Origin of the sequence: Ruminiclostridium sufflavum DSM 19573, assembly GCF_003208175.1 — a bacterium.
GTDB classification, from domain to species: Bacteria; Bacillota; Clostridia; order Acetivibrionales; family DSM-1351; genus Ruminiclostridium; species Ruminiclostridium sufflavum.
The window spans coordinates 129512-152440 of sequence record NZ_QKMR01000008.1 but is presented as its reverse complement, the minus strand read 5'-3'; the positions used below and the strand labels follow the sequence as shown (position 1 = coordinate 152440).

Annotated in this window: 17 protein-coding genes; 15 read left to right on the top strand and 2 right to left on the bottom strand. The window is 35.0% G+C overall.

Annotated elements, in window-relative coordinates:
• Complete coding sequence (locus LY28_RS08660) at nt 1-942, top strand: alpha/beta hydrolase (protein WP_110461781.1); 942 nt, start codon at nt 1-3, stop codon at nt 940-942.
• 165 nt (nt 943-1107) lie between these two features.
• Here LY28_RS08660 and tnpC read toward each other — a convergent pair whose 3' ends face one another.
• Together tnpC and LY28_RS08650 are read right to left on the bottom strand one after the other, a co-directional pair.
• Nucleotides 1108-2706 (bottom strand): IS66 family transposase, encoded by a 1599-nt coding sequence (gene tnpC, locus LY28_RS08655; RefSeq protein WP_242981190.1) that lies wholly within the window; start codon nt 2704-2706, stop codon nt 1108-1110.
• 696 nt (nt 2707-3402) lie between these two features.
• Entirely contained in the window at nt 3403-3915 is a 513-nt protein-coding gene (locus LY28_RS08650; RefSeq protein WP_110461780.1) for a hypothetical protein, read from the bottom strand.
• A gap of 698 nt (nt 3916-4613) precedes the next feature.
• Between LY28_RS08650 and idi the strand changes: the two genes are divergently transcribed.
• The 14 genes from idi (at nt 4614) to LY28_RS08580 (ending at nt 22813) form a co-directional block, all read left to right on the top strand.
• Nucleotides 4614-5156 (top strand): isopentenyl-diphosphate Delta-isomerase, encoded by a 543-nt coding sequence (idi, locus tag LY28_RS08645; RefSeq protein ID WP_207658072.1) that lies wholly within the window; start codon nt 4614-4616, stop codon nt 5154-5156.
• A 30-nt stretch (nt 5157-5186) separates the two neighbouring features.
• Nucleotides 5187-6188, top strand: a complete 1002-nt coding sequence (locus LY28_RS08640; RefSeq protein ID WP_110461778.1) for a polyprenyl synthetase family protein — start codon at nt 5187-5189, stop codon at nt 6186-6188.
• Between the two features lie 217 nt (nt 6189-6405).
• Nucleotides 6406-7584: an MFS transporter gene (locus LY28_RS08635; protein WP_165835530.1), complete on the top strand. Its 1179-nt coding sequence runs from the start codon at nt 6406-6408 to the stop codon at nt 7582-7584.
• A gap of 65 nt (nt 7585-7649) precedes the next feature.
• Complete coding sequence (locus tag LY28_RS08630; RefSeq protein WP_110461776.1) at nt 7650-8279, top strand: response regulator transcription factor; 630 nt, start codon at nt 7650-7652, stop codon at nt 8277-8279.
• 120 nt (nt 8280-8399) lie between these two features.
• Complete coding sequence (locus LY28_RS08625; protein WP_110461775.1) at nt 8400-9335, top strand: UbiA family prenyltransferase; 936 nt, start codon at nt 8400-8402, stop codon at nt 9333-9335.
• Nucleotides 9336-9476: 141 nt separating this feature from the next.
• A complete protein-coding gene (locus LY28_RS08620) occupies nt 9477-11237 on the top strand; it encodes a prenyltransferase/squalene oxidase repeat-containing protein (protein ID WP_165835529.1) in 1761 nt (586 codons plus the stop codon).
• Complete coding sequence (locus LY28_RS08615; RefSeq protein WP_110461773.1) at nt 11237-12208, top strand: UbiA family prenyltransferase; 972 nt, start codon at nt 11237-11239, stop codon at nt 12206-12208. The genes LY28_RS08620 and LY28_RS08615 overlap by 1 nt, the downstream gene beginning before the upstream one ends.
• 25 nt (nt 12209-12233) lie before the next feature.
• On the top strand, nt 12234-13961 hold the full coding sequence (locus tag LY28_RS08610) for a prenyltransferase/squalene oxidase repeat-containing protein (RefSeq protein ID WP_165835528.1): 1728 nt from the start codon (nt 12234-12236) through the stop codon (nt 13959-13961).
• Nucleotides 13962-13980: 19 nt separating this feature from the next.
• Nucleotides 13981-15408, top strand: coding sequence for a radical SAM/SPASM domain-containing protein (locus LY28_RS08605; RefSeq protein WP_110461771.1), 1428 nt, complete (start codon nt 13981-13983; stop codon nt 15406-15408).
• A gap of 24 nt (nt 15409-15432) precedes the next feature.
• A complete protein-coding gene (locus tag LY28_RS08600) occupies nt 15433-16863 on the top strand; it encodes a radical SAM/SPASM domain-containing protein (protein WP_110461770.1) in 1431 nt (476 codons plus the stop codon).
• Between the two features lie 40 nt (nt 16864-16903).
• Complete coding sequence (locus LY28_RS08595) at nt 16904-18331, top strand: radical SAM/SPASM domain-containing protein (protein ID WP_110461769.1); 1428 nt, start codon at nt 16904-16906, stop codon at nt 18329-18331.
• Nucleotides 18332-18342: 11 nt separating this feature from the next.
• Complete coding sequence (locus LY28_RS08590) at nt 18343-19821, top strand: radical SAM/SPASM domain-containing protein (RefSeq protein WP_110461768.1); 1479 nt, start codon at nt 18343-18345, stop codon at nt 19819-19821.
• Between the two features lie 2 nt (nt 19822-19823).
• Nucleotides 19824-21245 (top strand): radical SAM/SPASM domain-containing protein, encoded by a 1422-nt coding sequence (locus LY28_RS08585; RefSeq protein ID WP_110461767.1) that lies wholly within the window; start codon nt 19824-19826, stop codon nt 21243-21245.
• Between the two features lie 131 nt (nt 21246-21376).
• Nucleotides 21377-22813 carry a U32 family peptidase gene (locus LY28_RS08580; RefSeq protein WP_110461766.1) on the top strand — a complete coding sequence of 479 codons (1437 nt, stop codon included), beginning with the start codon at nt 21377-21379 and terminating at the stop codon, nt 22811-22813.
• Nucleotides 22814-22929: the final 116 nt, after the last annotated feature.

Genomic DNA, 22929 nt, shown 5'->3' with positions numbered 1-22929 from the left:
ATGAAATTCAGAAAAATGATTAAATTTTTAGTTTGTATTATTGTTTTGTGCTTTTTGGGATGTATCATTTATCATTTTATCATGCTAAACAAAGAGAAGGAATTAATGACGCCTTTAGGAACCTTGGTTACTGTAAATGGACATAAAATGAGCGTATACTTCGAGGGAGAGGGAGATAAAACACTTGTCTTTATGTCTGGAAGTGGGACATCTTCACCGATTCTGGATTTTAAATCATTAGGCTCTTGTCTAAGTGACAAGTATAAAATTGCTATTGTAGAGAAGTTTGGATATGGATTTAGTGATGTATCAGGAGGCACCAGAGACATTGAGACTATACTGAGTGAGACGAGGGAAGCACTGATACAAGCTGGAGTGACTGGACCTTACATCTTATGCCCACATTCCATGTCAGGTATTGAAGCTTTATATTGGCAGCAACAGTATCCAGATGAAGTTGAAGCAATTATTGGATTAGATATGGCAGTAAAGGATACCTATAAAAATTTTGAACCTAGTACAGTAACATTAACGCTTGGAGCTCTTGCAGCAAAACTAGGAATTACAAGGTTACTCCCTGATGCAGCGGAAAGTGATGCCATTAAATATGGCAATCTGACTGAACAGGAAAAGAAAATCTATCGTGCGGTGTTCTATCGAAGAACTGCAACAAAGGATATGATTAATGAAGTGAAAGCCGTTAAGGAAAATGCGGCGAAACTTTGTTCTCCAGCTGATATAACAGTGCCAGTACTGTTATTTGGTTCTAATGGAAAGGGAACGGGCTTTAACGATAATTATTGGTGCTCTTGCCAGCAGGAATTTATGAAACAGATTCAGAATGGAACCTTTATTCAGCTTGATTGCAGTCACTATGTACAGGATATTGAGTATAAGAAAATTGCAGCATCAGTGAAGAAATTTATTAGTGAAACCTTATAAATCCAATTTGCTTGATTCATTTCCTGCAAAGTAAGAAATATGCGCATACAAATATAGTTTTAAAGTAGTCTGCCTACTATTGAAGAACTGGAAGATAAATTATATTGTAAGTGATTCAAAACATGGCGTATGTAAAAAAGAATTCCAGTGTGCTACAATTAGCTCCTACCGGAATTCCTTTTTTATCCTCTTATTCAACCTGCATTCCCGGGGCAAATCTTTTGACCATGGCAGGTAAGCATCTATCTGTTCTGGATGATTATGAAAATCTGTGTCTGGCATTGTATTGAGCAGAAAACGTATATACTCATAAACATCGAGAGCATTTGCCTTGGCCGATTCAACAATGGTATATAATACTGCATTTGCAGTTGCACCCTTTGGAGTGTCAGCAAACAGCCAGGCTCTTCGAGCCATCGCATACGGTTTGATATTGGCCTCACAAAGATTGTTCGAGATCGGTAGCCGTCCATCCTCCAAGAATGTTTCGAGGTAATCTTTATGGTTAGTTGCATATGCAAGTGCCTTAGTCAGCTTCTCATTTGGTGTAGAAAGAGCTGATGTCTTTTCAATCCACGACCAAAAGGCATCAAGGATGGCACGGGATGCCACCTGACGCTTTTCTTTTCTGGTTTCAGGCGAAATATTCTTCATTTCATCTTCCAGTTTGAATAGAAGGTCGATCATATCCCGTCCCTCAGCACCTTTCGATCCGGGGATATCCTTTCCGCGGCTATCCAAAGGAAGGCTCTCTATCATATACCTACGAACATGAGCCCAGCAAAGGTTTCTTTTGATATTATCCACCTTTTCATAAGCGATATATGCATCGGTGGTCAGATAACCTTTGAATTCTGCCAGTAGCTTCTGAGCAACCTTACCACTTCGGGATGGCGAATAATGAAAGTAGGAAGCCGTAATACCTTCCGTTACACCACTCAGGATAACCCACATGAAGGAATTGGTATTGGCTTTTCTTCCTTCTTCCTTGTTGCACTGAATTCTAGTTTCATCCATATGCAGGCAGTCACATTTCATTAATTCAGAATGTATCCTGTTATAGATTGGAATCAACCATTTTTCACTGCATCGGATTACCCAGTGCGCCATGTTGTTTCGCGGAAGTATCAATCCAAGTCGGTACCAGTCCTTTTCCTGACGGCTCAGTGGGATCCCCATCGTGAATTTCTGATACATTATCTGAGCTACAAGAGAAGCCGTTGCAATGAAATGAGGTAATACTGAGCTGGGAATTGCCGCTTTCTGAAAATGATCCTTTGGGTTATCATTTTTCCCGGTACCACATTCTGTACACTTTGCGATCTGTTGTACAATCTGCACCACCTTGAGCTTTGCAGGAATAACCTCTACCTCAGTGCGGATCAGCCTTTTTCCGATTACTTTCAGCTTGCCGCCACAGGTGGAACATACCTCTTCCGGATTGATGATATATTCATCAACATCCTTGGGAAGTGAGGCAAGCACCTCAGCGCGGACACCGGGCTGTCTTGTATTTCGCTGATGTGCAGGCACAGTTATCTTTTTCTGCTCCTGAAAAAGTTCTTTCGCTAGGTCCTGTGTGGTAGAGAACAGGTTCATCTGTCCGGGGAAATGAACGGTAACCTCAGTCGATTTCCCGAACATCTTTTGCCTTGCGTGAAGTAGCGCCTGAATCATGTTTTCTATACGGATATTTTGTTGTTCAATCGTTTTATCCTTCTGTTTCAGTTCTTCCTCTTGCTTTGCAACCAGGGCTCTCAGCATGAGCAGTTCTTCCTGTTCCGTCATTACCTCACCGACTTTCCCATCACGTTTTATCTACGAATAGTATACCATTTTTCGGGCTGCTTTTCTACATGACAAAAGCCCGCAAAATGTCGAATTTATAAGCATTTACGGGCATTCCCTCGTGATTCAGCCTGCTTCCTGAAATCAGTTGCGCCATATGCAAGGTAAATGTGCTCCGCTCCTGAAATAAATGAACTCAACATGAGGATTGCAGTGCGCGGATTACCTCTGCTGCAAAGAGGGCTTCGTGCTTTGATGAAATCTTGATGCTGACATCCTTCCAGCTCAGAATTACTCCATAAGATGAAACGGGAACCTTCTCCGTTTTCTGAATTTCAACAAATGCTGTCTTTGGGGAAACGGTCGGATATTCCTTTTTATTCGCAGATAGGCTTTGGTCCTATTCTAAAAAACTATTTAAAAAAAGAGAGGGAACATTACTGGCACTTGCATATGCAAGTACCAGTAATGTTGAGTTTGAAAAGGGAGATATTCTCGAGTTGCAAAATGTTAATAGTTATAGGCAGGTAAATTGCGAGGCAACATTTTGGGTTACCTTGTCAAGTATTTTTGATATTTATTGAATTTTCCTTAAGTTGACGACATTGTCCGCCAAGCGGGTCGTCCTGACTTATAAATACAAAAATATATTTATGTAAATGAAGTTAAAAATTATTTTACTATGCAACCAGAACATTCATATCTCATTTTACACTTACTACAAGATGTTTTTCTGCTTATTACATTTGTATATACGGTGATAAGCAAAAATACTACTAAAACTGCAATTTTAGTTAATGTAAAAGCTTTTACCAAAGATATTATAATTAATATGATAGGGATTATAGAGATTACACCATAGACAACGGGAGCAAGCTTCTGACCTCCACAGCCTTTAAATTTTGAAATGTCTCCCTTCTTAAAAAACAGGGAAGCTAATTTACCCCAACCCATACTACAGTTTTTGCCGTAATAGTAACAATTTGTACAAACTAATTTTCTCATTACAAAATATATCATAACAATTGAATAGGTAAGATAGATTATTGCTACTATTCGACTTAAAAACGCGCAGGCTAATGTTCCTACAGCAAACCATAAGATCATAATAATATTTCCTATAATTACGTTTAAAGTAGAGGTGTTTTCCTGCCCTTCTTCATATAACTTGACATTATTGCTCATTATTTTAGTCCCCTTTAATTTATATTTTAAGCATTTGTGAATGCCTTAAACCCATTCATCTTACTACACAATTTTCTGTGGAATTACAAAAGTTTCGATTATCTCAAAATTTGCATATTCAAATAAGATTTTTTGCTTTTAAAAATTATTAGCAAATAAAAAGTAACTGAATTATCTATCGTTTACCATAATGCTACATAGATAAAATTATTTAATAATAAGTCGTATTTATCATTTACCATTTACCCTTTGCTACCTATATAAGATATATTTGATGAAAGATAATGTCTGAACTTATTACTAATCTAATAATAAGTATGAAAGTGCTAAAAAACGAATATATCGTCTAGAATAAGTTTAGACAAGCATGTCTTTAAAAATAAATAATCGCTTTTTTCTCCCCTATAGATGCATCCAGTAAAAAACAATAAATTATACTGATTCTATTTATTCTATAGAAACCTAAAATAACTTAAATTTGGGTTTTAACCTAAAAATATAGAACTTTCAGCATAAAATGAGTATAATTTTTAGAACTTTTATAAAAAATTTACTTATGGTAATATTTATACCATAAAAAGAAGATACTGTAAATAAAAAGTATATTATTTGTTGTAAAAATAATAAAAGTAATAGGAACAATTACTTAAATTAATGCTATCAAGACTATAGAGTAAATATTTAAAGGAGGTGAAGAAGTGGGGAATCTTGTACTTGTTGATCAATATGATAATGAAATAGGGAGTGAGGAAAAATTAAAAGTCCATACAATAGGTAAGCTACATAGAGCTTTCTCTATCTTCATTTTTAATTCAAAGAAAGAACTTTTATTACAGAAGAGGGCAAAGTGTAAATACCATTCAGGTGGTCTTTGGTCAAATACATGTTGTAGTCATCCAAATTTGGAAGAAAATCTTGAGTTAGCAATTCACAAACGATTAGAGGAGGAAATGGGGTTTGATTGTAAATTGCAGGAGGTCTATAGTTTCATTTATAAAGAACAGTTTGATAATGGTTTAATTGAACATGAATATGATCATGTTTATATTGGAAACTTTGATGGTTTACCTCGGCCAAATCATAGCGAGGTTGAAGTGGTAAAGTGGGAGAATATAGATTTTATTGCAGAAGATATAGTAATAAATCCAGAAAAATATACATGTTGGTTTAAGATCACTTTTAAGGATGTAGTTAAAGCTCTAAACGGTAATTTGCACAAGGATAGCGGTAAAAACAAATAAAGTATAAAAAGAAGAAACAATGAGGTGTTTATGAAAAATTCGGTTACGTCAGATTGTAGTTATCTTCAGGAATTGAATCAACTAATAAAAAATGACATTACAAAAGTGTTTGGTGAAGCAAAATATAACTTCAAAGAATATGATGGGTTCTATAATAAACTTTCATATAGCCTTGATACTGGAGGCGCTTTAAAAAGGCCACTAATGATGTATATGGCATACAATTGCATAAAGGACACTTTTGATGAAGGTATAAAATATGTTGCTGCTGCTATTGAGATATTACACACTGCCAGCTTGATACATGATGATATTATTGATGAAAGTAGTACGAGAAGAAATTGTGATTCAGTATATAAAAAATTTGGTATTTCAGAAGCTATTTTGCTTGGGGACTTTCTTATCTTTTATTCTGAGTGGTTGATATCAAAATATAAAAGTAAGAAAAAGGATGTTTTAATTTCGAAAATACTAAACAAAACATTTCAAAATATGTGTATTGGTCAATTTATGGAGAAACAACTGATAGGAAACCTTGACATAAATTTGGACATTTATTTTAAAGTTATACGGTTTAAGACAGCATATTTTTTTGCAGCTATATGCAAAATAGGAGGCATATTAGCAAATGGGAAAAGCTCTCAGCTCAGTTTGCTAAGTGACTTTGGATTAAACATTGGTATAGCATATCAGATAAGGGATGACTTAATTAATTATATGGATGGGAGCAGCCATGAAAGTAAGCCAATAGATATAGATGAAAAAAACAGACTGGTTACATATCCTATTTCTATTGCTTATAAACTTGGAAATAAAGAGCAAAAAAAAGTTTTAGAAGGATTTTTCAGGCTTGATGATACTATTGAACCTAGTTTTCTAAGAAGAATTTTATATGAAACTGGAGCTATAGAAGAGTCAAAGCAAATTATTTGTAGATATGTAGAAAAGGCAATTAGTTCTTTGAATTCTTTAGAGAGTAGTAAGGCGAAAGCTGAATTAATAAGTTTCTGTAATTCAATTATTGTCTGCTAAGTACGGTGATTCTTGCATTTTATTTATTTCTATATAGGAGCAATTTACTTTTAAAGTATTCATTGCTTTTCAATATAAACAGAACTTTAAGCTCATTATTTCTTAATATTACTTTAGTTTCTAACTGACTATTCTATTTGTGTACTCAAAATATAGGGAAGTTTTATTTTATGAGGAAAGTAATTACACATTATTGATGCGGGGGTTTATTATAATTATGCACAAATTTATTAAAGATAGGGGAAGTTTGCATTTATGTATAGTTTTCTTGATTACATTAATTGCTGTCTTGGGAGTTGCGAGTATTTCACCTGCATTACCCCAGCTTGCAATATACTATAAAAAATCTCCGAGTGAAGTAGCAAAAATTATATCAATATTTGCAATACCAGGCATTTTTTTAACACCTGTATTTGGAATGATGAGTGATCGTTTTGGAAGAATGAAATTAATTGTAGTCTGCCTAATGATATTTGGTTCTTTTGGGGGTGCATGTTGCTTTGTTGGGAATTTTAAGTTATTGCTTATTTTAAGATCTATACAGGGGATTGGAGCAGGAGCTTTAGGTTCTTTAAATATTGCTGTAATATGTGATCTTTTTTCTGGAACCGATAGAATCAAGGCTATTGGTTTAAATGCAGGAATAATGAGTATAGGAATGGCAATTTATCCTTCTATAGGAGGTTTTATTGCACTGGAAAATCCGAAGTATCCATTCTTGTTAGCATTTATTGCAATTCCAGTTGCTATTATAACTTTTCTGGTTTTAAGGTACCCTGAAATAAAAAATAGGGAAAAATTCTTTGCGTATTTGAAAAGTACTCTTATAAGATTCAAAAGCGTAGAGGTTCTTAAGACGTTTATAACATGCGTGTCAGTTTTCTTTATATTTTATGGAGTATATCTAACCTATACTCCTTTTTTAATGAAGTCACGTTTTAATGCTTCCTCATTTATGATAGGAGTTATATTAGCCAGTATGTCAATTGCAGATGCCTTAATGTCCATATTTGTAGTCAGACTAATAAGGCTCTTCAGAATTAAATCACTTATAAAATTTGCATTTTTACTATATGCAATATTGCTTAGTATAGTCCCCTTTATGCCTACACTTTGGAGTTTATTGATTCCAATTTTCTTACTTGGTGCTGCGAATGGAATATGTATCCCCTGCATTCAGACTATGCTTGGAGATCATGCTAAAGAAGGAAAAACTGCGACTTTTATGTCGCTTAATGGTGTGGGACTCAGGTTTGGACAGGCTGTAGGACCTATGGTAATGGGCGTAGTATATGAACTATTTGGTATAAACTATGTATTCTTTGGAGGCACATGTCTACTATTTCTGATAATTTTCATTGTCATGAATTTAATCCCTTGTTCTGATAAAAAGTAGAGGTAAGTGTTTGTTTTAGAAAATTTAAATAACTATGTAACTAAATATTATTGGTGGTAAATATTATGAGTCAAATTAACGTGATGCTGGCAGACAACAATTATTACTGGTTGAAGAAAATAATAGACTTTTTAAACAAAGAAAAGGATATTTTTATTGTTGGAACTACAGAAAATATGAATGATACGTTGAAGGTTGCTGATATAGCTAATCCTGATATCGTACTAATTGCATTGAACCTTAATGACATAAAGTTTGAGGGTGCTTACACAGCTGCTATATTAAATAGAAGGAATTTAGCAAAGGTTATAATTCTTTCTCCATCATTTGAAGATGAAGCAATTATAAAGTCCTTTTCTGCAGGTGCAACAAATTGTATTTTAATGAATGATTTTGATGGGATTCTTAAAGCAATAAGGGATTGCTATAACAGTATTACTCCAATGGAAGTTCTTCTCAAAGATTATCTTAAGCTCAAGGAAAATGAATTTCTGAATAAATTGTCAAGAGCCGAAAAGGAAGTTTTTGAACTTATAGAGGCTGGTTACACAAAAGACCAGATTATGAAAAGACTATATAAGTCTGAAAGTACAGTAAAAAATCAAATTAATCATATTTTGAAAAAACTTAATGCGAGTAACTGCAAAGAGGCTATTAGTTATGTGAGGATGAGGGGAATAATGAAGGTTTTGTGATTAGTCTTAAAAATATAGTACTATTTTTGAAATATACATAAAATTGTTGGAACTGTTATAAATAAGCAGTTTAAGTATAATTTAAGCATAGTACAACGTTATACAAATAGGAGGTTAACGATGAAAGTATCATTTTTTGAAAAACTAAAGGCATTTTTAGTAGTAAATCGTTTTGAGTTTACTCCAGTGAGCGAGGGTATAATTCTTTCTTTTATGATTTTAAACCTCGGTTCATTTAAGGAGCTGATAAGTATACCCGTAATTTTAGCATTTATAACTTATAACATTGCAACATACTGGGGAGGGGCTATAAATGTTTATTTTGATTATAACTTTGATAAAAAATCTCCAACAAAGGTCCGATTAACAAAGGCTATTGATGTGCTTGGAAAGCCTTTTGTCAGAAAGATGCTGGTGGTTGAATTTTTATTGTTTTCTCTTTCGGGTTTTCTACTTTCGTATTTTACAAAAAACTATAACCTATTAATCCTTCTTATAATAGGTACATTTTTTACAATGGCGTATTCAATAGAACCTTTAAGGTTTAAACGAAGAGGTATTCTAAATTCTATTTCCCTCTTCCTAATAATAATGTTTTTGCCTCCTTTGTATGGTTGGTTAACGTTGAATTCGTCATTAAGTGTACCTGTTTTTTTAATGATTTTGGGGCTTGCATTTGTACAATATGGTAATGGCCTATACTATACTGCAGCTGATTATACTGAGGATAAGGCAGATGGCATTATTACTCCACCAGTTCAGATGGGTGTTTTGAAAGCTGTAAAGGTTTCTCTTTTGCTTGTAATGCTTGGAGGTATTCTATTGGTTTATGGATATTCTAATTTAGAGTACCTTAATACTTCTGGATTAATATTAACTACATTAGGGCAGCTTGTACCATTTTTAGGTATCCTCCAGCTTCTGGTAAAATCAAAAAATGATACTACCGTTATGGAGACACTTATAAAAAGATATGAAATGCGCATTCCGGTGTGGGTAGCAATTTCTTCTTTCAGTATACTTTTTTCAAACGTATTTTTCATGATTTATCGATAAGCTCTTTAATTATTTAGAGCATTTACTTAATAGTATAAAATGAATTTTTATGAAAAATTATCTCAAATTTAAAAGACATAACTTAATGTCATTCATTATATTGATTACCTTAACGGATTAACATATGAAAGGATGATTTTTATGGAATTAGTACATCTAAAGGAAGCAGTTAATTCTTCTATTGACAGAGCTTTAGTAAATGTATTTGAGAACCAATATATGGGTACTTTTTGGCAGGGAGATATATATTATAATGCTTATCCAACCGCGGTAGCTATTATAACTAATAAAATTCTTGGAATAACTGAACCAGAATGGGAGAGTAAGGCAGCGCATTGCATTATGGGACTTCAAAGGAGAGATGGTAGCTGGGGAATATTGGACAAGCAAGCTTTGCCGCTTCCTAATCTAGATGAGGATAAAATGGAGGAGATGCTCGAATTGAAATCAGCAGCTGCAAGAAACACCGTAGTTTGTATTCTTGCTCTTGAACTGCTTGATGTTTATCCTGAGTGCGTTGCAAAGGGTAAGGAATATATGAAAACTGTAGACGAAAAGTATATAGATCCTTTTACCGAAATATTTCTAGCATGTTTTGGAAGAAAGAAATGGAAGGATATAAAGGTTCCACCAATTGAAATGATGCTTATTCCGGCAAATTCCAAGTTTGGTTTTAATAGATTTCTTCCAGCTTGGGTTCGTGATGGTGCTGCAGGTGGAATACTGCTAAAGACCTTGAGGCAAAAGAAAGGCCTCTGGAGTCCAATAAGGCGTATGGCAATTAAGAAAGCTGAAAAAATGCTATTAAATAATCAACTGAGTAATGGAGGCTGGTTTGGAACTTTCCAACCCACAGTATATCCTACCCTTGCACTTGCAGAGCTTGGACATGATTTAAACAGCGATGTTATTCAAAGGGCTTTAGGTTTTCTTCAAACCAGACGCAGGGAAGAAAATGGTTATGTACATAGATTTTGGCTCCCTGTATGGGATACTTCATTTGCTCTTCTCGCATTGGCAAGTGCGGGATTGACAGATAGTAATCATAACGTTGCAAAAGCAAAGTATTACATTATAAATTCACAATTCAGAAACGGTAGTTGGGGATTTTGCCCAGAGGTTAATATATATCCTGACTGTGATGATACAGCAGTAGCTATGCAGGCTTTAAGTAAAATAGGAGTAAATAAAGACTACTTGATGAAGAGCGCAGAATGGCTGGAAAGAAGGCAAAATAAAGATGGGGGATGGGCCGCATTTGTCAAGGAACAAGCGAAAAAAACACCTGGAACTCTTCCGACTACAATTGAAGATAGTATGGTCATTCTAAAAGATCCAAGTGTTGCAGATGTTACCGGACATGTAATGATTGCTTTAGGAGAAGTAGGGTATAGAGTAGGTCACCCTTCTATAGATAAAGCTATAAGTTTTTTGAAAAAAGATCAACTTCCATCTGGCCCTTGGTATGGAAGATGGGGGTTGTGCTATATTTATGCGGTCACAAGGGTGTTAAAGGCATTGCAGGTTATTGGTGAAGATATGAATTCTGATTATGTGCAAAAAGCCATTAAATGGCTCGTTGAACACCAGAATAGTGATGGCGGTTGGGGTGAATGCTATGTTTCTTACTTTAAGGAGGAATATGCGGGAATTGGAATGAGTACGGCTGTACATACATCATGGGCACTTACAACTTTAATTTCTGTTGCCCCCAAGTATTCTAGTGCTATTGAGAAAGGAGCTAAGTATATTCTGGAAACGCAATGCAAAGATGGAAATTGGCCATCACCTCACACAGTAGGCGCACTGGAAGTTTATGAAAACACAAATTATAGTAGAGTATTCCCACTAATGGCATTAGGAGAATACCGAAAGTTTATTTCTAAAGGAGGTGATTTCTGATGGGCAGTGATTTGTGTACAAAGAATAAAAAAACCGGCTTTTTAAAAGCACTATTTATCATTGCTGGAAGAGCAGAATATTTCACTGCTGACCTAACACCATATTTTATAGGGGTTTTTCTTGGAATGTCAGTTACACGACTAAATGGAAATTTTGCAACGATTAACCTGCACTCCATTATTACATTTATAGAGGGGCTACTTATTGTAATACTAGCTCACTACAGCGCGGTTCATATTAATGTACTTGCGGATTACGAAATGGACAAACGTTTTAAGAGTGAGCTGACTCAAGCCGTAGATATTATAGGACATACCAGATTGGCACTTTTTGTTGTATTTAGTATAGTAATCGGCTTTCTGATTTGTCTCCATTTATCGTACAGTAATGGCTTGATTTTACTAGTAGTTTTATGGGGTATAGGAACAATTTTCGCTGTTATTTATTCTGCTAAACCTGTAAGACTAAAAAAGTATCCTTTTCTCGGAGATGTTGGAAGGGGAGTACCATTGGTAATTACAATGCCATTTGGATATTACCTGTTTACTCAAACTTATCATCATATTATTACTTTTTGTGTTGTGGGAATGGCTATAAATCTATTTGGGTTGTTTATGGTAGGTGAAACATGGGATTGGAAGGATGATAAAGGAATTGCTAACACAATTGCAGTTACATTTGGATATAAGGTAGCACTCTTTATTGGTCTAATATTTATACCAGCAGGTGTTGCTATTTGGACATATGGATTTTACACAGTAGCAGCAACCTCAAAAGCAATGTCAATTTATATTCTAATAAGCCTGGTAATATTAGCCGTTATAATGGTGGATTATATATTAAGGGTAATGTTTAGGATGAACAGGTATGAAGAAATTGAAGCTCACTGCGGAATTATTACTAAGGTTGGAACTACTGTGCTATGGTTACTTGAACTTGCTGGAGCAATAGTCTTATTTAATGTTATATAACACAACTGATTATTTGGAGGTGCTTATGTTAGGCTTAGACGCAAGAACTCTAGATGAGTGCATTAAAATAGGAATTAATAAACTTTTGACTTTTCAGAATTCCGACGGCGCTTTCTCTAGCGATGTTGATTTTAGTATATGGGCTGATGCTGGATTTTTGATATTACAGGATGAACTAAAACTGGATATTGGGAAGAGCGAGCTTGTAAAAGGAATTTTGGAAAGACAGAATATTGATGGAAGCTGGGGGCCTATTTCTGAAGCATCTGAGGGTGATTTCAAAAGTACAATATTTGCTTATCGCTCTATAGAAAAATATATCTCACAAGGACAGAAGAAGAAGATAGAAAAATGGCTGGAAAACTATGAAGGAAGCAGGTGGGTTGATCCTTACACCGAAATGCTCCTTGTAAAAAAGAATGAACAATTTTATTTTCCACCACCTGAAATGGTCTTTATACCATTAAAAGTTGGCAAATTTTTAGGATATCTACATATGCTTTTTCCTAAAGTATTCAAATGGAGTATATTTTTATTTCCCTCAGCATGGACAAGGAATGCATTTCCACAGCTTCAGGTAGTTGGAGCCGTAAAGACAGGAAAGAATAAAGGCTTTTTAAGAAAAACAGCGTTAAGAAAGTTGGAAAAGCAAATCCTTTCTATGCAACTGAGGGATGGTAGCTGGTTTAAGACTATTCTGCCGACTATTGGATCTATCTATGCTCTACATTTATTAGGATACAAAAATGATTGGCAGGAAATCAAGAGAGGGTTAGCTTTTTTAGAAAGTTGTATACAGAAAAAATCAAATAGACTCAATCGGTTTGATTTAAAAATCTGGAATACTGCATTAGCAACCTGTGCACTATTTGAGACCAGCAAATATAGTAGTAACGCTGTAAAGAAAGGCGTTTACTATCTTTTAAGAACGCAATCATCTTATGGCGGTTGGGGGTTCACTTCCGATAATGGAGAGTTGACGGATAATGATGACACTTCTCTAGTACTTATGGCTCTTGCTAAAGCGAAAGTACATGGGTACAAAATATTTGAAAAATGTATTGAAAAAGCAATTGAATATTTATTAAGTAACCAAAACAAGGATGGTGGCTGGGCTGCATTTGACAAAAATCAGAGCAGGAAGAAACCAGGGCTTCTGCCACCTTACCATGTAGAATATGGGCATGAGCTAAAGGATCCAAGTACAGCAGATGTTTCGGGACATGCTATCAGCGCATTGGCTGACAATGGCTATAGTCTGGATTCGCCCCAAATAAAAAAGGCAATAAAATGGATAGAAAGTGATGCGGTCTTTGGTAGCTGGTATGGAAGATGGGGACTTTGCTATATATATGGTACTTCGAGAGTCTTGATAGGGCTTGGAAAGCTAAAAAGTACTCAAAGAATGAAGTGTGTGGATGATGGATTAAAGTGGCTTGCCGGTTTTCAGAATTATGACGGAGGATGGGGTGAGCACTATTCAAGCTATTATTCGAGAACTCCAATAGGAGGGAAAAGCACAGTGGTTCATACGTGCTGGGCAGTTTTGAGCTTTTTGGAAAATGACCATATCACATACCATGAGCAAGTTGAACGAGGAATATCATATCTTATCAAACAACAGGGAGAAGGTGGTATATTACCTGGAGCATATACTGCTGCTGCTATTGAACCAGCTGACTATTATATATATCCTTACATTTTTTTCCTTCAGGTAATGGCAAAATATAAAAAAATTCTTGAAAAAAAATAATTAATTCGGAGTTGGTGAGATGTATATTTCAAAATATTACTTAACACATAAATATAAATCGGGTCAAAGAGTACTGGTAAATACTCTGACAGGTACGATTGACCCGATTGAAGAACGTCATTTAAAAGAACTTGATAGTATAGAAAATAATTCTTTTGATGGTCTCGATTTAAATTCTCTTGAAGAACTAAAAGCAAAGAAATATATTCTGAATTCAATCGAAGAAGAAACTAGACTTATTGAATATTGGAGACACAGAAAAGATGAGGAGGAACGGGAAGAACCTCTTGTATTTGTAGTATATCTCACATATGACTGTAATGTGAGGTGTTCTTACTGTTGCTACAATTATCTGAAAAATAATAAGAATGTAATGAATAAAGATACTATTGATGCTGTAATTCTTGCTATTAGCAAAATAGTTAAAGAATCAGGAAGAAAAAGAAGTAAGATTTGTTTATTTGGAGGGGAACCATTTATTAAAGAAAACTATGACATTATTGAATACTTTTTAGAAAGAGTTACCCTCAATATGGAAATGGAAAAATCAGAAGGCAGAGAATGTAGGCTTATGATTTTTAGCAATGGAGTTGAAATACCTTTATTCAAAAAATTACTTGCTAAATACAGCCAATATATTGAACAGATTTTAGTGACATTAATTGGCTCAAAGGAAAGTCATGATGGTCTGCGTAAGTTTCCGGATGGAACTGGAACTTTTGATGCAGCAGTTAAAGGCATTGAGACTTTGCTTGATTTGAATATTAAAACATGGCCCGTAACAAACCTTGACAAGAGCAATGTTAACCTGCTTCCTGAAATAATCAAATTTGTTGACAAACGTGGGTGGACTGCAAAACCTAGCTTTGCTGGATATTATGCGGGGAGAATAAAGTATTACAAACCGGAAAATTGCAACGCTATAAGAGAAAGTCAACTTATTGAAGAAATAACGAGAAGTTTAAAAGAAGATATCCATGCTCAAGAGGTATTTAATTTCGGGGACATGCGTGTACTAAGAAGCATTGTTAAATTGTGTGCTGAGTCAGGCACGGAAAGGCGATTTGCTAAGCCGTTTCATCGCTTTTATGGATGCTTGTCTGGAGAACTAGGACAGTTTTCCTTCAGCGTAAATGGAGAACTATATACTTGCTCAGGGGCAATGGGAATTGAAAAATATAGGCTTGGATTCTTTAAGCCTGAACTGGACATACAGGATGAAAGCTTGAAATTGTGGAGTAACAGAGATGTTTTGAGCTTGCCGAAATGCAGGAACTGCAAGGTCGCATTTTTATGCGGCGGAGGTTGTGCCTACGCAGCCTCAGAAATAAACGGCAGTATACATGACCCGGTTTGTACCGATGCGGAAGATATATTACATGCTTATCTGGATAGTCAGGAGGCAGGAGTAAATATACGCTATAAGGATTTATTAAGACAATGGTAAAAGATAAAGGAGGGAGAAGAAAAAATGTATGTTACTAAGTATTGTTTTGAACACCGCCTACCTTCAGGGAAAAAACTACTTATCAATACACTGACAGGGAGGATAGACAATTGCTATGACGAGGTTTTAAATACTCTACGGCAAATTCAGAATAAGGAAACGTCGGAAATCTGTGAAAGTAATCTCAACTTTTTAAAGCATGGTGGATATGTATTTAATACAAAAGAAGAGGAAGATGAAATAATTGATAATGCTATAAAGAAAGCGGAGGCTTCCAGAATGGAAATGCCGATGACATTTTTCCACTACATAACTTATGATTGTAATCTTAGGTGCACCTACTGCTGCTATCGTTATCTTGACAGGGAAACTCCTGTGATGACTAACGATTATATTGATAAAGCATTTGCAGCAATGAGTAAAATTCAAGAAAAGGAAAAAAGAAAAACTACCAGAATTGTGCTTTCGGGTGGGGAACCATTTATGAGCTGTAATAGGCAGTCAGTTGAATACTTCTTTACAAAGGCGATTGAATATAAAAAGAAGGAAGAGGAAAACGATAGAAAGGTGATCTTATCAGTATTTACAAATGGTGTTGAGATTAAGTCTTTTAAGGATCTTTTATTAAGATATGCAGATCAGATTTCTATTATATTTGTAACGTTAAATGGTTCCAAGGACTTGCATGATGAGCACCGAATAACCGCAAATGGTAGTGGAAGCTATGATGCTGTGATTAAAGGAGTAAATACACTGTTAGATGTTGGAATAAAAACATGGATAGTAGCCAATGTAAGCAGAAGCAATATTGACAGAATGCCTGAGCTGACAAGAATTATTGAAGAACATGCATGGAATAAAAACAAGTATTTCGTAGGTTGCTATATTAGTAAGGTAAAGGATCATAGAAATTACAATCCAGATGTTCTTAGTGAAGATGAAATGCTTGAAAGAATTCTTAATATGATTCGTACTAAAAAAATACTACCGGGGGCCTACAACTTTGGTGATATGAGGATTTTGAAAAGTGTTATGAATTTTGTTGAGGTAGCAAAGCTCAATGCCATTGGTAATCCCGATATTCCCGAATATCATCAGTTCAGCGGCTGCAATAGTAGAAATAGTCAATATTCTTTTGCAGTAGATGGAAACATATATTGCTGTGCTCCAGCAATGGGAAGAAAAGGCTATGAAATTGGTAGCTTTTCACCTGAATACCATTTCGATGAAATAAAAGAAAGCTGGTGGCTGAATAGAAATGTATTAACAATACCGAAGTGCAAAGATTGCAAAGTTGCATTTCTATGTGGAGGGGGATGTGCATATGAGTCGGCAGAGAAAAATGGTTCCAAAAGTAACCCAATATGTACTAGAACTGAAGATGTACTGAAGATGTATTTGGATAGCTTAGAGGAAGGCGTATGCATAACACATAAGGACGTACTTTATGAGTGAAATTTTATGGATATGGACTGATTATAAAGGAGGGACGTAAATGTATTTTACTAAATATTTTATTGAGCATACAAAAAAATCAGGGGATAAAAGACTCCTTAATACTTTAACTGGAGAAATTATAGATATTTCAGAAAAGCATATCGAGGCAATGAAGAAATTGCAAGAGAACAATAGTTTTCCTATTGACCCAGACATTGAAAACGACTTTAAAAGGAAAGGATTTATATATGAATCGGTTAATAAAGAGTTAGAACTTGTAGAAAATATGGCAAATGAAGCTTTTAACTCAATGAAAAAAAGACCACTTACATTTTTTGTGCATATATCAAACAACTGTAACCTTAACTGTGATTACTGCAATTATGCAAGTATAGAACATACACATGATGTTATGACACAAGAAGACATTGACAAGGTGTTTTTAGCTATTGAAAAGATTTACACAGAAAATGATGCAGAAAAAGCGACCATTGTATTATTCGGTGGGGAGCCATTTGTTAAAGAAAATTACGGCATTATTGAATATTTTATGGAAGGCTATAGAGCACTTGTTGAAAATGGTTCAAAAACGGAAAAGCGATATTCACTACTCGCATTTTCAAATGGAGTTGATTTGCCCTACTATAAGGAGTTTCTTGAAGTGAATAAAAGAAATATAGATTATTTGTTTGTTACGCTTAATGGCCCAAAAGAGATACATAATAAATCCAGAGTTTTTAGCGATGGTTCTGGAAGTTTTGATTATACGGTGGAAGGGATAAATACCCTTATAAATTTAAGTATTCCTATGTGGCTTGTAGTTAATACTGACAGAAAAAACATACAATATTTACCTTTTATATCCAGAATAATATCAGAAAAGGAATGGGATAAGAAAACCTCATTTATGGGTTGCTGTGTCAGCAGGGTGAAAAATAGATATATGACAGTAGAAAATTCTATGACAGAGGATCAGATGATTGAAGAAATTATGTCCATGGTTGCAGATAATAAAATACAAACTAATAAATTTAATTTCGAAGATATGAGGCTTCTAAAAAATGTTATGAACTTCTTTGATTTCAGTGATAAGAAGACTAAATTCGGAGAGGAGGATGTACGACAGCATATCACCGGTTGTGGAAATCGTTCAAACCAGTATTCATTTACTGTTGATGGACATATATATCCTTGTTCACCTGCTGCAGGAAACACAAAGTATGCAATAGGCAGATATAAGCCTGAAATTGAAATTAAGATACCAAAGGAAAAGTGTTGGAACAGTAGGAGTGTATTGGAACTAGAAAGCTGCAGGCAATGCAAGGCACTTTTTATTTGCGGCGGAGGATGTGCTTTTGAAGCGACAGAAAGAAACGGTTCAGAGTATGTTCCTGTATGTCCAAATACTGAAAAGATTATTCATGCATATCTAGATAGCATAGAGAACAATACTGGATTAATCCACCGAGAAACAGTATACAAATAGGAGAGTAAAAAATGTATATTACCAAATATTTTTTAGAACATAAACTCCCATCAGGAAGATTGCTTCTGGTAAACACACTTGTTGGAAAGATAAATTTTGTTAGCAAAGAGCTTGTTTTTTCATTAAATGAGTTGAAGGATGGGAATATAGCTAACGTACCTACCGAGCATATACTTTTTTTAAAGCAAAATGGGTATGCCTTTGAAAGTCAGACGGAGGAGACTCTTTTGCTGGATAAGTATAGTGGAGAGGCTTGGAAAGAGAATAGAAAAAAACCAATAGTTTACGCTTGCTGTCTTTCTTATGCATGCAATCTAAGATGCAACTACTGCTATGAAGAGGGACTCCATGATGACAGTGAATCAATGTCACTAAAGGACATTGACAGCATGTTTTCTATAATAGAACATGAACAGGAAAAAAGGGGGTGGATTGAATCAAAAATAATATTGGAGGGCGGAGAACCTTTTCTACTACAAAATGCTGAACTGTTAAAAGCTTTTTTCGAAAAGACTGCAGAACATATTGATGGCATGAGGAAGAGAGGAAGCACCTGCAAATTAATGATTTTTTCTAATGGTGTAAATACATTAGCCTATCTGGAACTATTAAAGAAGTATAAAAACTATATCGACTGTATTCAGATAACAATTGCTGGGAATAGGGATACCCATGATATTTATAGGAAAAAACCTGAGGGAGGTAGCAGTTTTGACAATGCGGTAGAAACTATCGACAAACTTTTAACGGAAAACTTTCCTGTACTGGCAGTATTAAATATTGATCGAGGAAATATTCAATGTTTACCTGATATACAGGAGCTTGCAGATGAACATGAATGGACTTATGATAACAAGTTTAAAGGCATGTATGTAAGTAGAATTAAATACTTACGTAAAGAGGATGGGAATGGGCTTAATGAATATGAACTAGTACAAGAGATTATGGAGATGTATCATAAGAAGCTGTTGAGACAAAACCTTCTAAACTTCGGGGATTTAAGGCTTTTAAAAAATGTAATTAATTTTTGTCAAAGTGCTTTGAATTCTGGGGAAAGCATAAGTTATCACCAGTTCCAGGGATGTATAGCAGGTAAACAGCATCAGTTTATATTTGGATCCTGCGGATATGTTTACCCATGTACAAAAGTAACTGGGCGAGCAGAATATTCGATGGGAACTTACAGACCTGTATTTGAGCCGGACGAAGAAAGATTGGAAAGTTGGTTATGTAGGAATGTATTATTCATTAAAAAATGTGAACATTGCCCTGTTGCGTTTCTATGTGGAGGAGGCTGTGCATATGAAGCAATGGAAAAAAATGGGTCGGCCTATAATCCTGTGTGTACCGAAACTGAAAAAATTCTAAGGATGTACTTGGATAGCATGGAAGAAGGTATGGAGTTTTTCCTCAATGATGTAGTTTATGAGAATAGGCCGACATTTCAGCAGGATATTAAGTTATTTAATCTCATACAAAAGGAGATATAGAAATGTATTTGACAAAGTACATATTTGAATACAAAATACCGTCTGGAAAGACATGTTTTGTAAATACCTTAAACGGTAAATTGTGTTATGGAGATAATAGTCTCTCTAAAATAATTATGGAAATAAGAGGGGGTGAAGTAAATGAAGTAAGCGATGAAGTTAATGCGAAACTTAATGATATAGAAGCACTTTTTGATAGCGTATCAGATGAGGAAAAGCTGGTAGAAAAGCTGTTTGCTAAAGCTAAAGATGATTTAAACCAGCAGAATTTGCTTTTTGGAATTTGCTTGACCTACGGTTGTAATCTTAGATGTAAATATTGCTATGAAAACGACATACATATTCAGGATAAATGTATGGGAGAAGATGAAATTGATAAAATTTTAAAAGTAATAGGCTCTATTCGTGAAGAACGTGGAATAAATGGAACGAGGATAGTCCTATTCGGGGGAGAGCCGTTTTTAAATAAAAATAAAAATATAGTTAGGTACTGCTTACAGAAAATATCTGAGTTCATATTGAATGAGGAACGTGAAGGCAGAAACAGTAAAATTGTAGCATTTTCAAATGGCCTTGAACTTCCCGACTTTTCAGATCTAATTGAGGAGTACAAGAAATATATAGATTCCGTTATGCTCACTTTAAATGGACCAAAGGAAATCCATGACATGCATAGGGTTTCCGAAAACGGAGAAAGTAGCTTTGAACGGACGGTTGAAAGCATAGATATGCTTTTAAAAATGGGTATACCTGTAAATTTGAGAATGGACGCAGATAGGACAAACATTAATAAATTGAAGGATATGGCGGAATTTGTAATTAAAAAGGGTTGGAATAAGGTGCCAATATTCAGATATTATGTTTCTCCGATAAGATGGGTTGAATCTCCAGAAAGTAAAACAATGAGAGAGCATGAATTAATAAAAGAATTTATAGATGAGGATGAAAAGAGTGGGGGATTGGTATCGAAAGTATTTAGTCTAGGAGCACTAAGAGTACTTCATAATGTTGTAAATCTTTTGGAAGAAGATAAGAACAGCCTGAGTCGGCCACTTGCTTTCTATCATTGCGAAGGCTTACGTCAACAGCAGTATATATTCGGAACTGACGGAAACATCTATCGATGTTTGGTATCAATTGGACATGAAGATAAGTCATTTGGTACATATGACAACAAAGTTATATTTGATGAGGAAAGAATGAAGAAATGGAATGATAGAAACGTACTTAAGATTCCTGATTGTAAAAATTGTAATGTCTCCTTGATTTGCGGTGGAGGCTGTGCTTATGAATCTGAGGAAAAAAACGGTTCGGTATTGAAAAGAGTATGCTCGCAAGCTGATTTGACACTAAAAGCATATCTTGAAGCAAAGGATAAAGGGGTAAACATTAAAAGCTACGGTTTTTACTATGACTCGGAATAAGTGTTTTTATTAAAAAGTAAAAACATTTTATATTATGCCTTTGAGCTTGACTTCTTAGTTTAGATGGTTTGTTCATATGGGCGTAATTTGAAATATGATATTTAAAACAAATTTTAGGAGGTAGAGTAATTATGGATGTAAGTGTAAGTACAAGATGGAATAAGGAATTGGTAAAAAAACTTGCAGATTTAAAGGTGGATGAAGTTTTTGGCTCACTTCGTTCAACAAATACTGGAACAGCTTTTGCATCTGCTGTTCTGCCCGGCGTGAGTTATAGAGAGGCTAAGGAGCATGTCGACTACGTGCATTCATTGGGTATGAGATTTAATTATACTATGAATACATCTTGCCTTGGAAATAATGAATATAATCCTAAGGGGTTAACGAAAATACTCGAAGATATTGACATGGTAAATGATCTTGGCGCAGATATTGTCACAGTAGCAATACCAGCTCTTATTGAAATGATTAAAAAAAGGCATCCAAATCTAAAAGTTAAAGCTTCGATAGTAAACAATATAGGATCAATTGAATCAGCAAGACATTTTGTAGAACTGGGAGCAGATATCCTGACAATCGGGGGCAGCTCAAATAGGGATTTCAAATTTCTAAAAGCATTACGAAAGTCAACTGATGTTAAACTTGAGGTGTTGGCTAATGTAGGTTGTCTCTATGAATGTCCTTATCGTCAATACCATTTCAATGTAGGGGCACATTCCAGCCAATGTCATGATCCTAATGAAGAAAAGTTTACTGATTACTGTGTTATGAAATGTATGAGGGAGCATACGACAAATCCTGCTAGAGTAATAAAGGCTAACTGGATTCGCCCTGAAGATGTAAAGATCTATGAGGATATTGGTATAGATATTTTGAAGATAGGAGCACGTCATTTAGCATCCGAATGGATTTATAAATGCGCACAAGCGTATGTGAATAGAAAGTATGAGGGAAATCTAGCAGATATAATCTGTCCGGTAGCAATGAACATACCACAGGACGAAATAGAAAAAGTTGAATCATGGACCGATGAAGAATGGGCGAGACTTAACTATGTAATGAATTTTCCAATACCGCAAATCAATATAGATAATACAAAACTAGATGGATTTATTAACCATTTTATGAATGAAAATCAGGATTGCAGAAGCATGTGTGGTGTTACCTGTAATTACTGTGAAAAGATTGCAGAAAAGGTTATTGAAGTTGACAAAGTGAGTGATACATATAAGAACTATATAGATTTACTTCAGGAGGGTATTGACCAAGTTGTTACAGGATCATTGGTACAGGATGATGCAATTCAGCTTGAGGGATTGAAATGGGACAAGGCTACCCTTGAAAAATACGAGGATATAATAAAGATAGTACCATGGATGTTTAGAGGAGTTGCTAGGAAAAAAACATCAGCAAAGGCCGAGCAATTTGCAAAAAGCCGTGGTTCAGGAATTGTCAGGGATGAGGATATGGCTCAGGCTGTATACAGTGAAACACCCAAAAACAGTATGAAGGATATGTATAAAAAGCTTGAAAAACATGGGCTACTACATATGATTGAGAATAAGTAGGTTTTAAAACAAAAATGTAACTGATACTGGATTATTATCCAGTATCAGGATAAAACTATGAGTTAGATTAGAGTGTATTCAAGCTCATTTTCGAAGTTTGTTAAGAAAGGATGGCA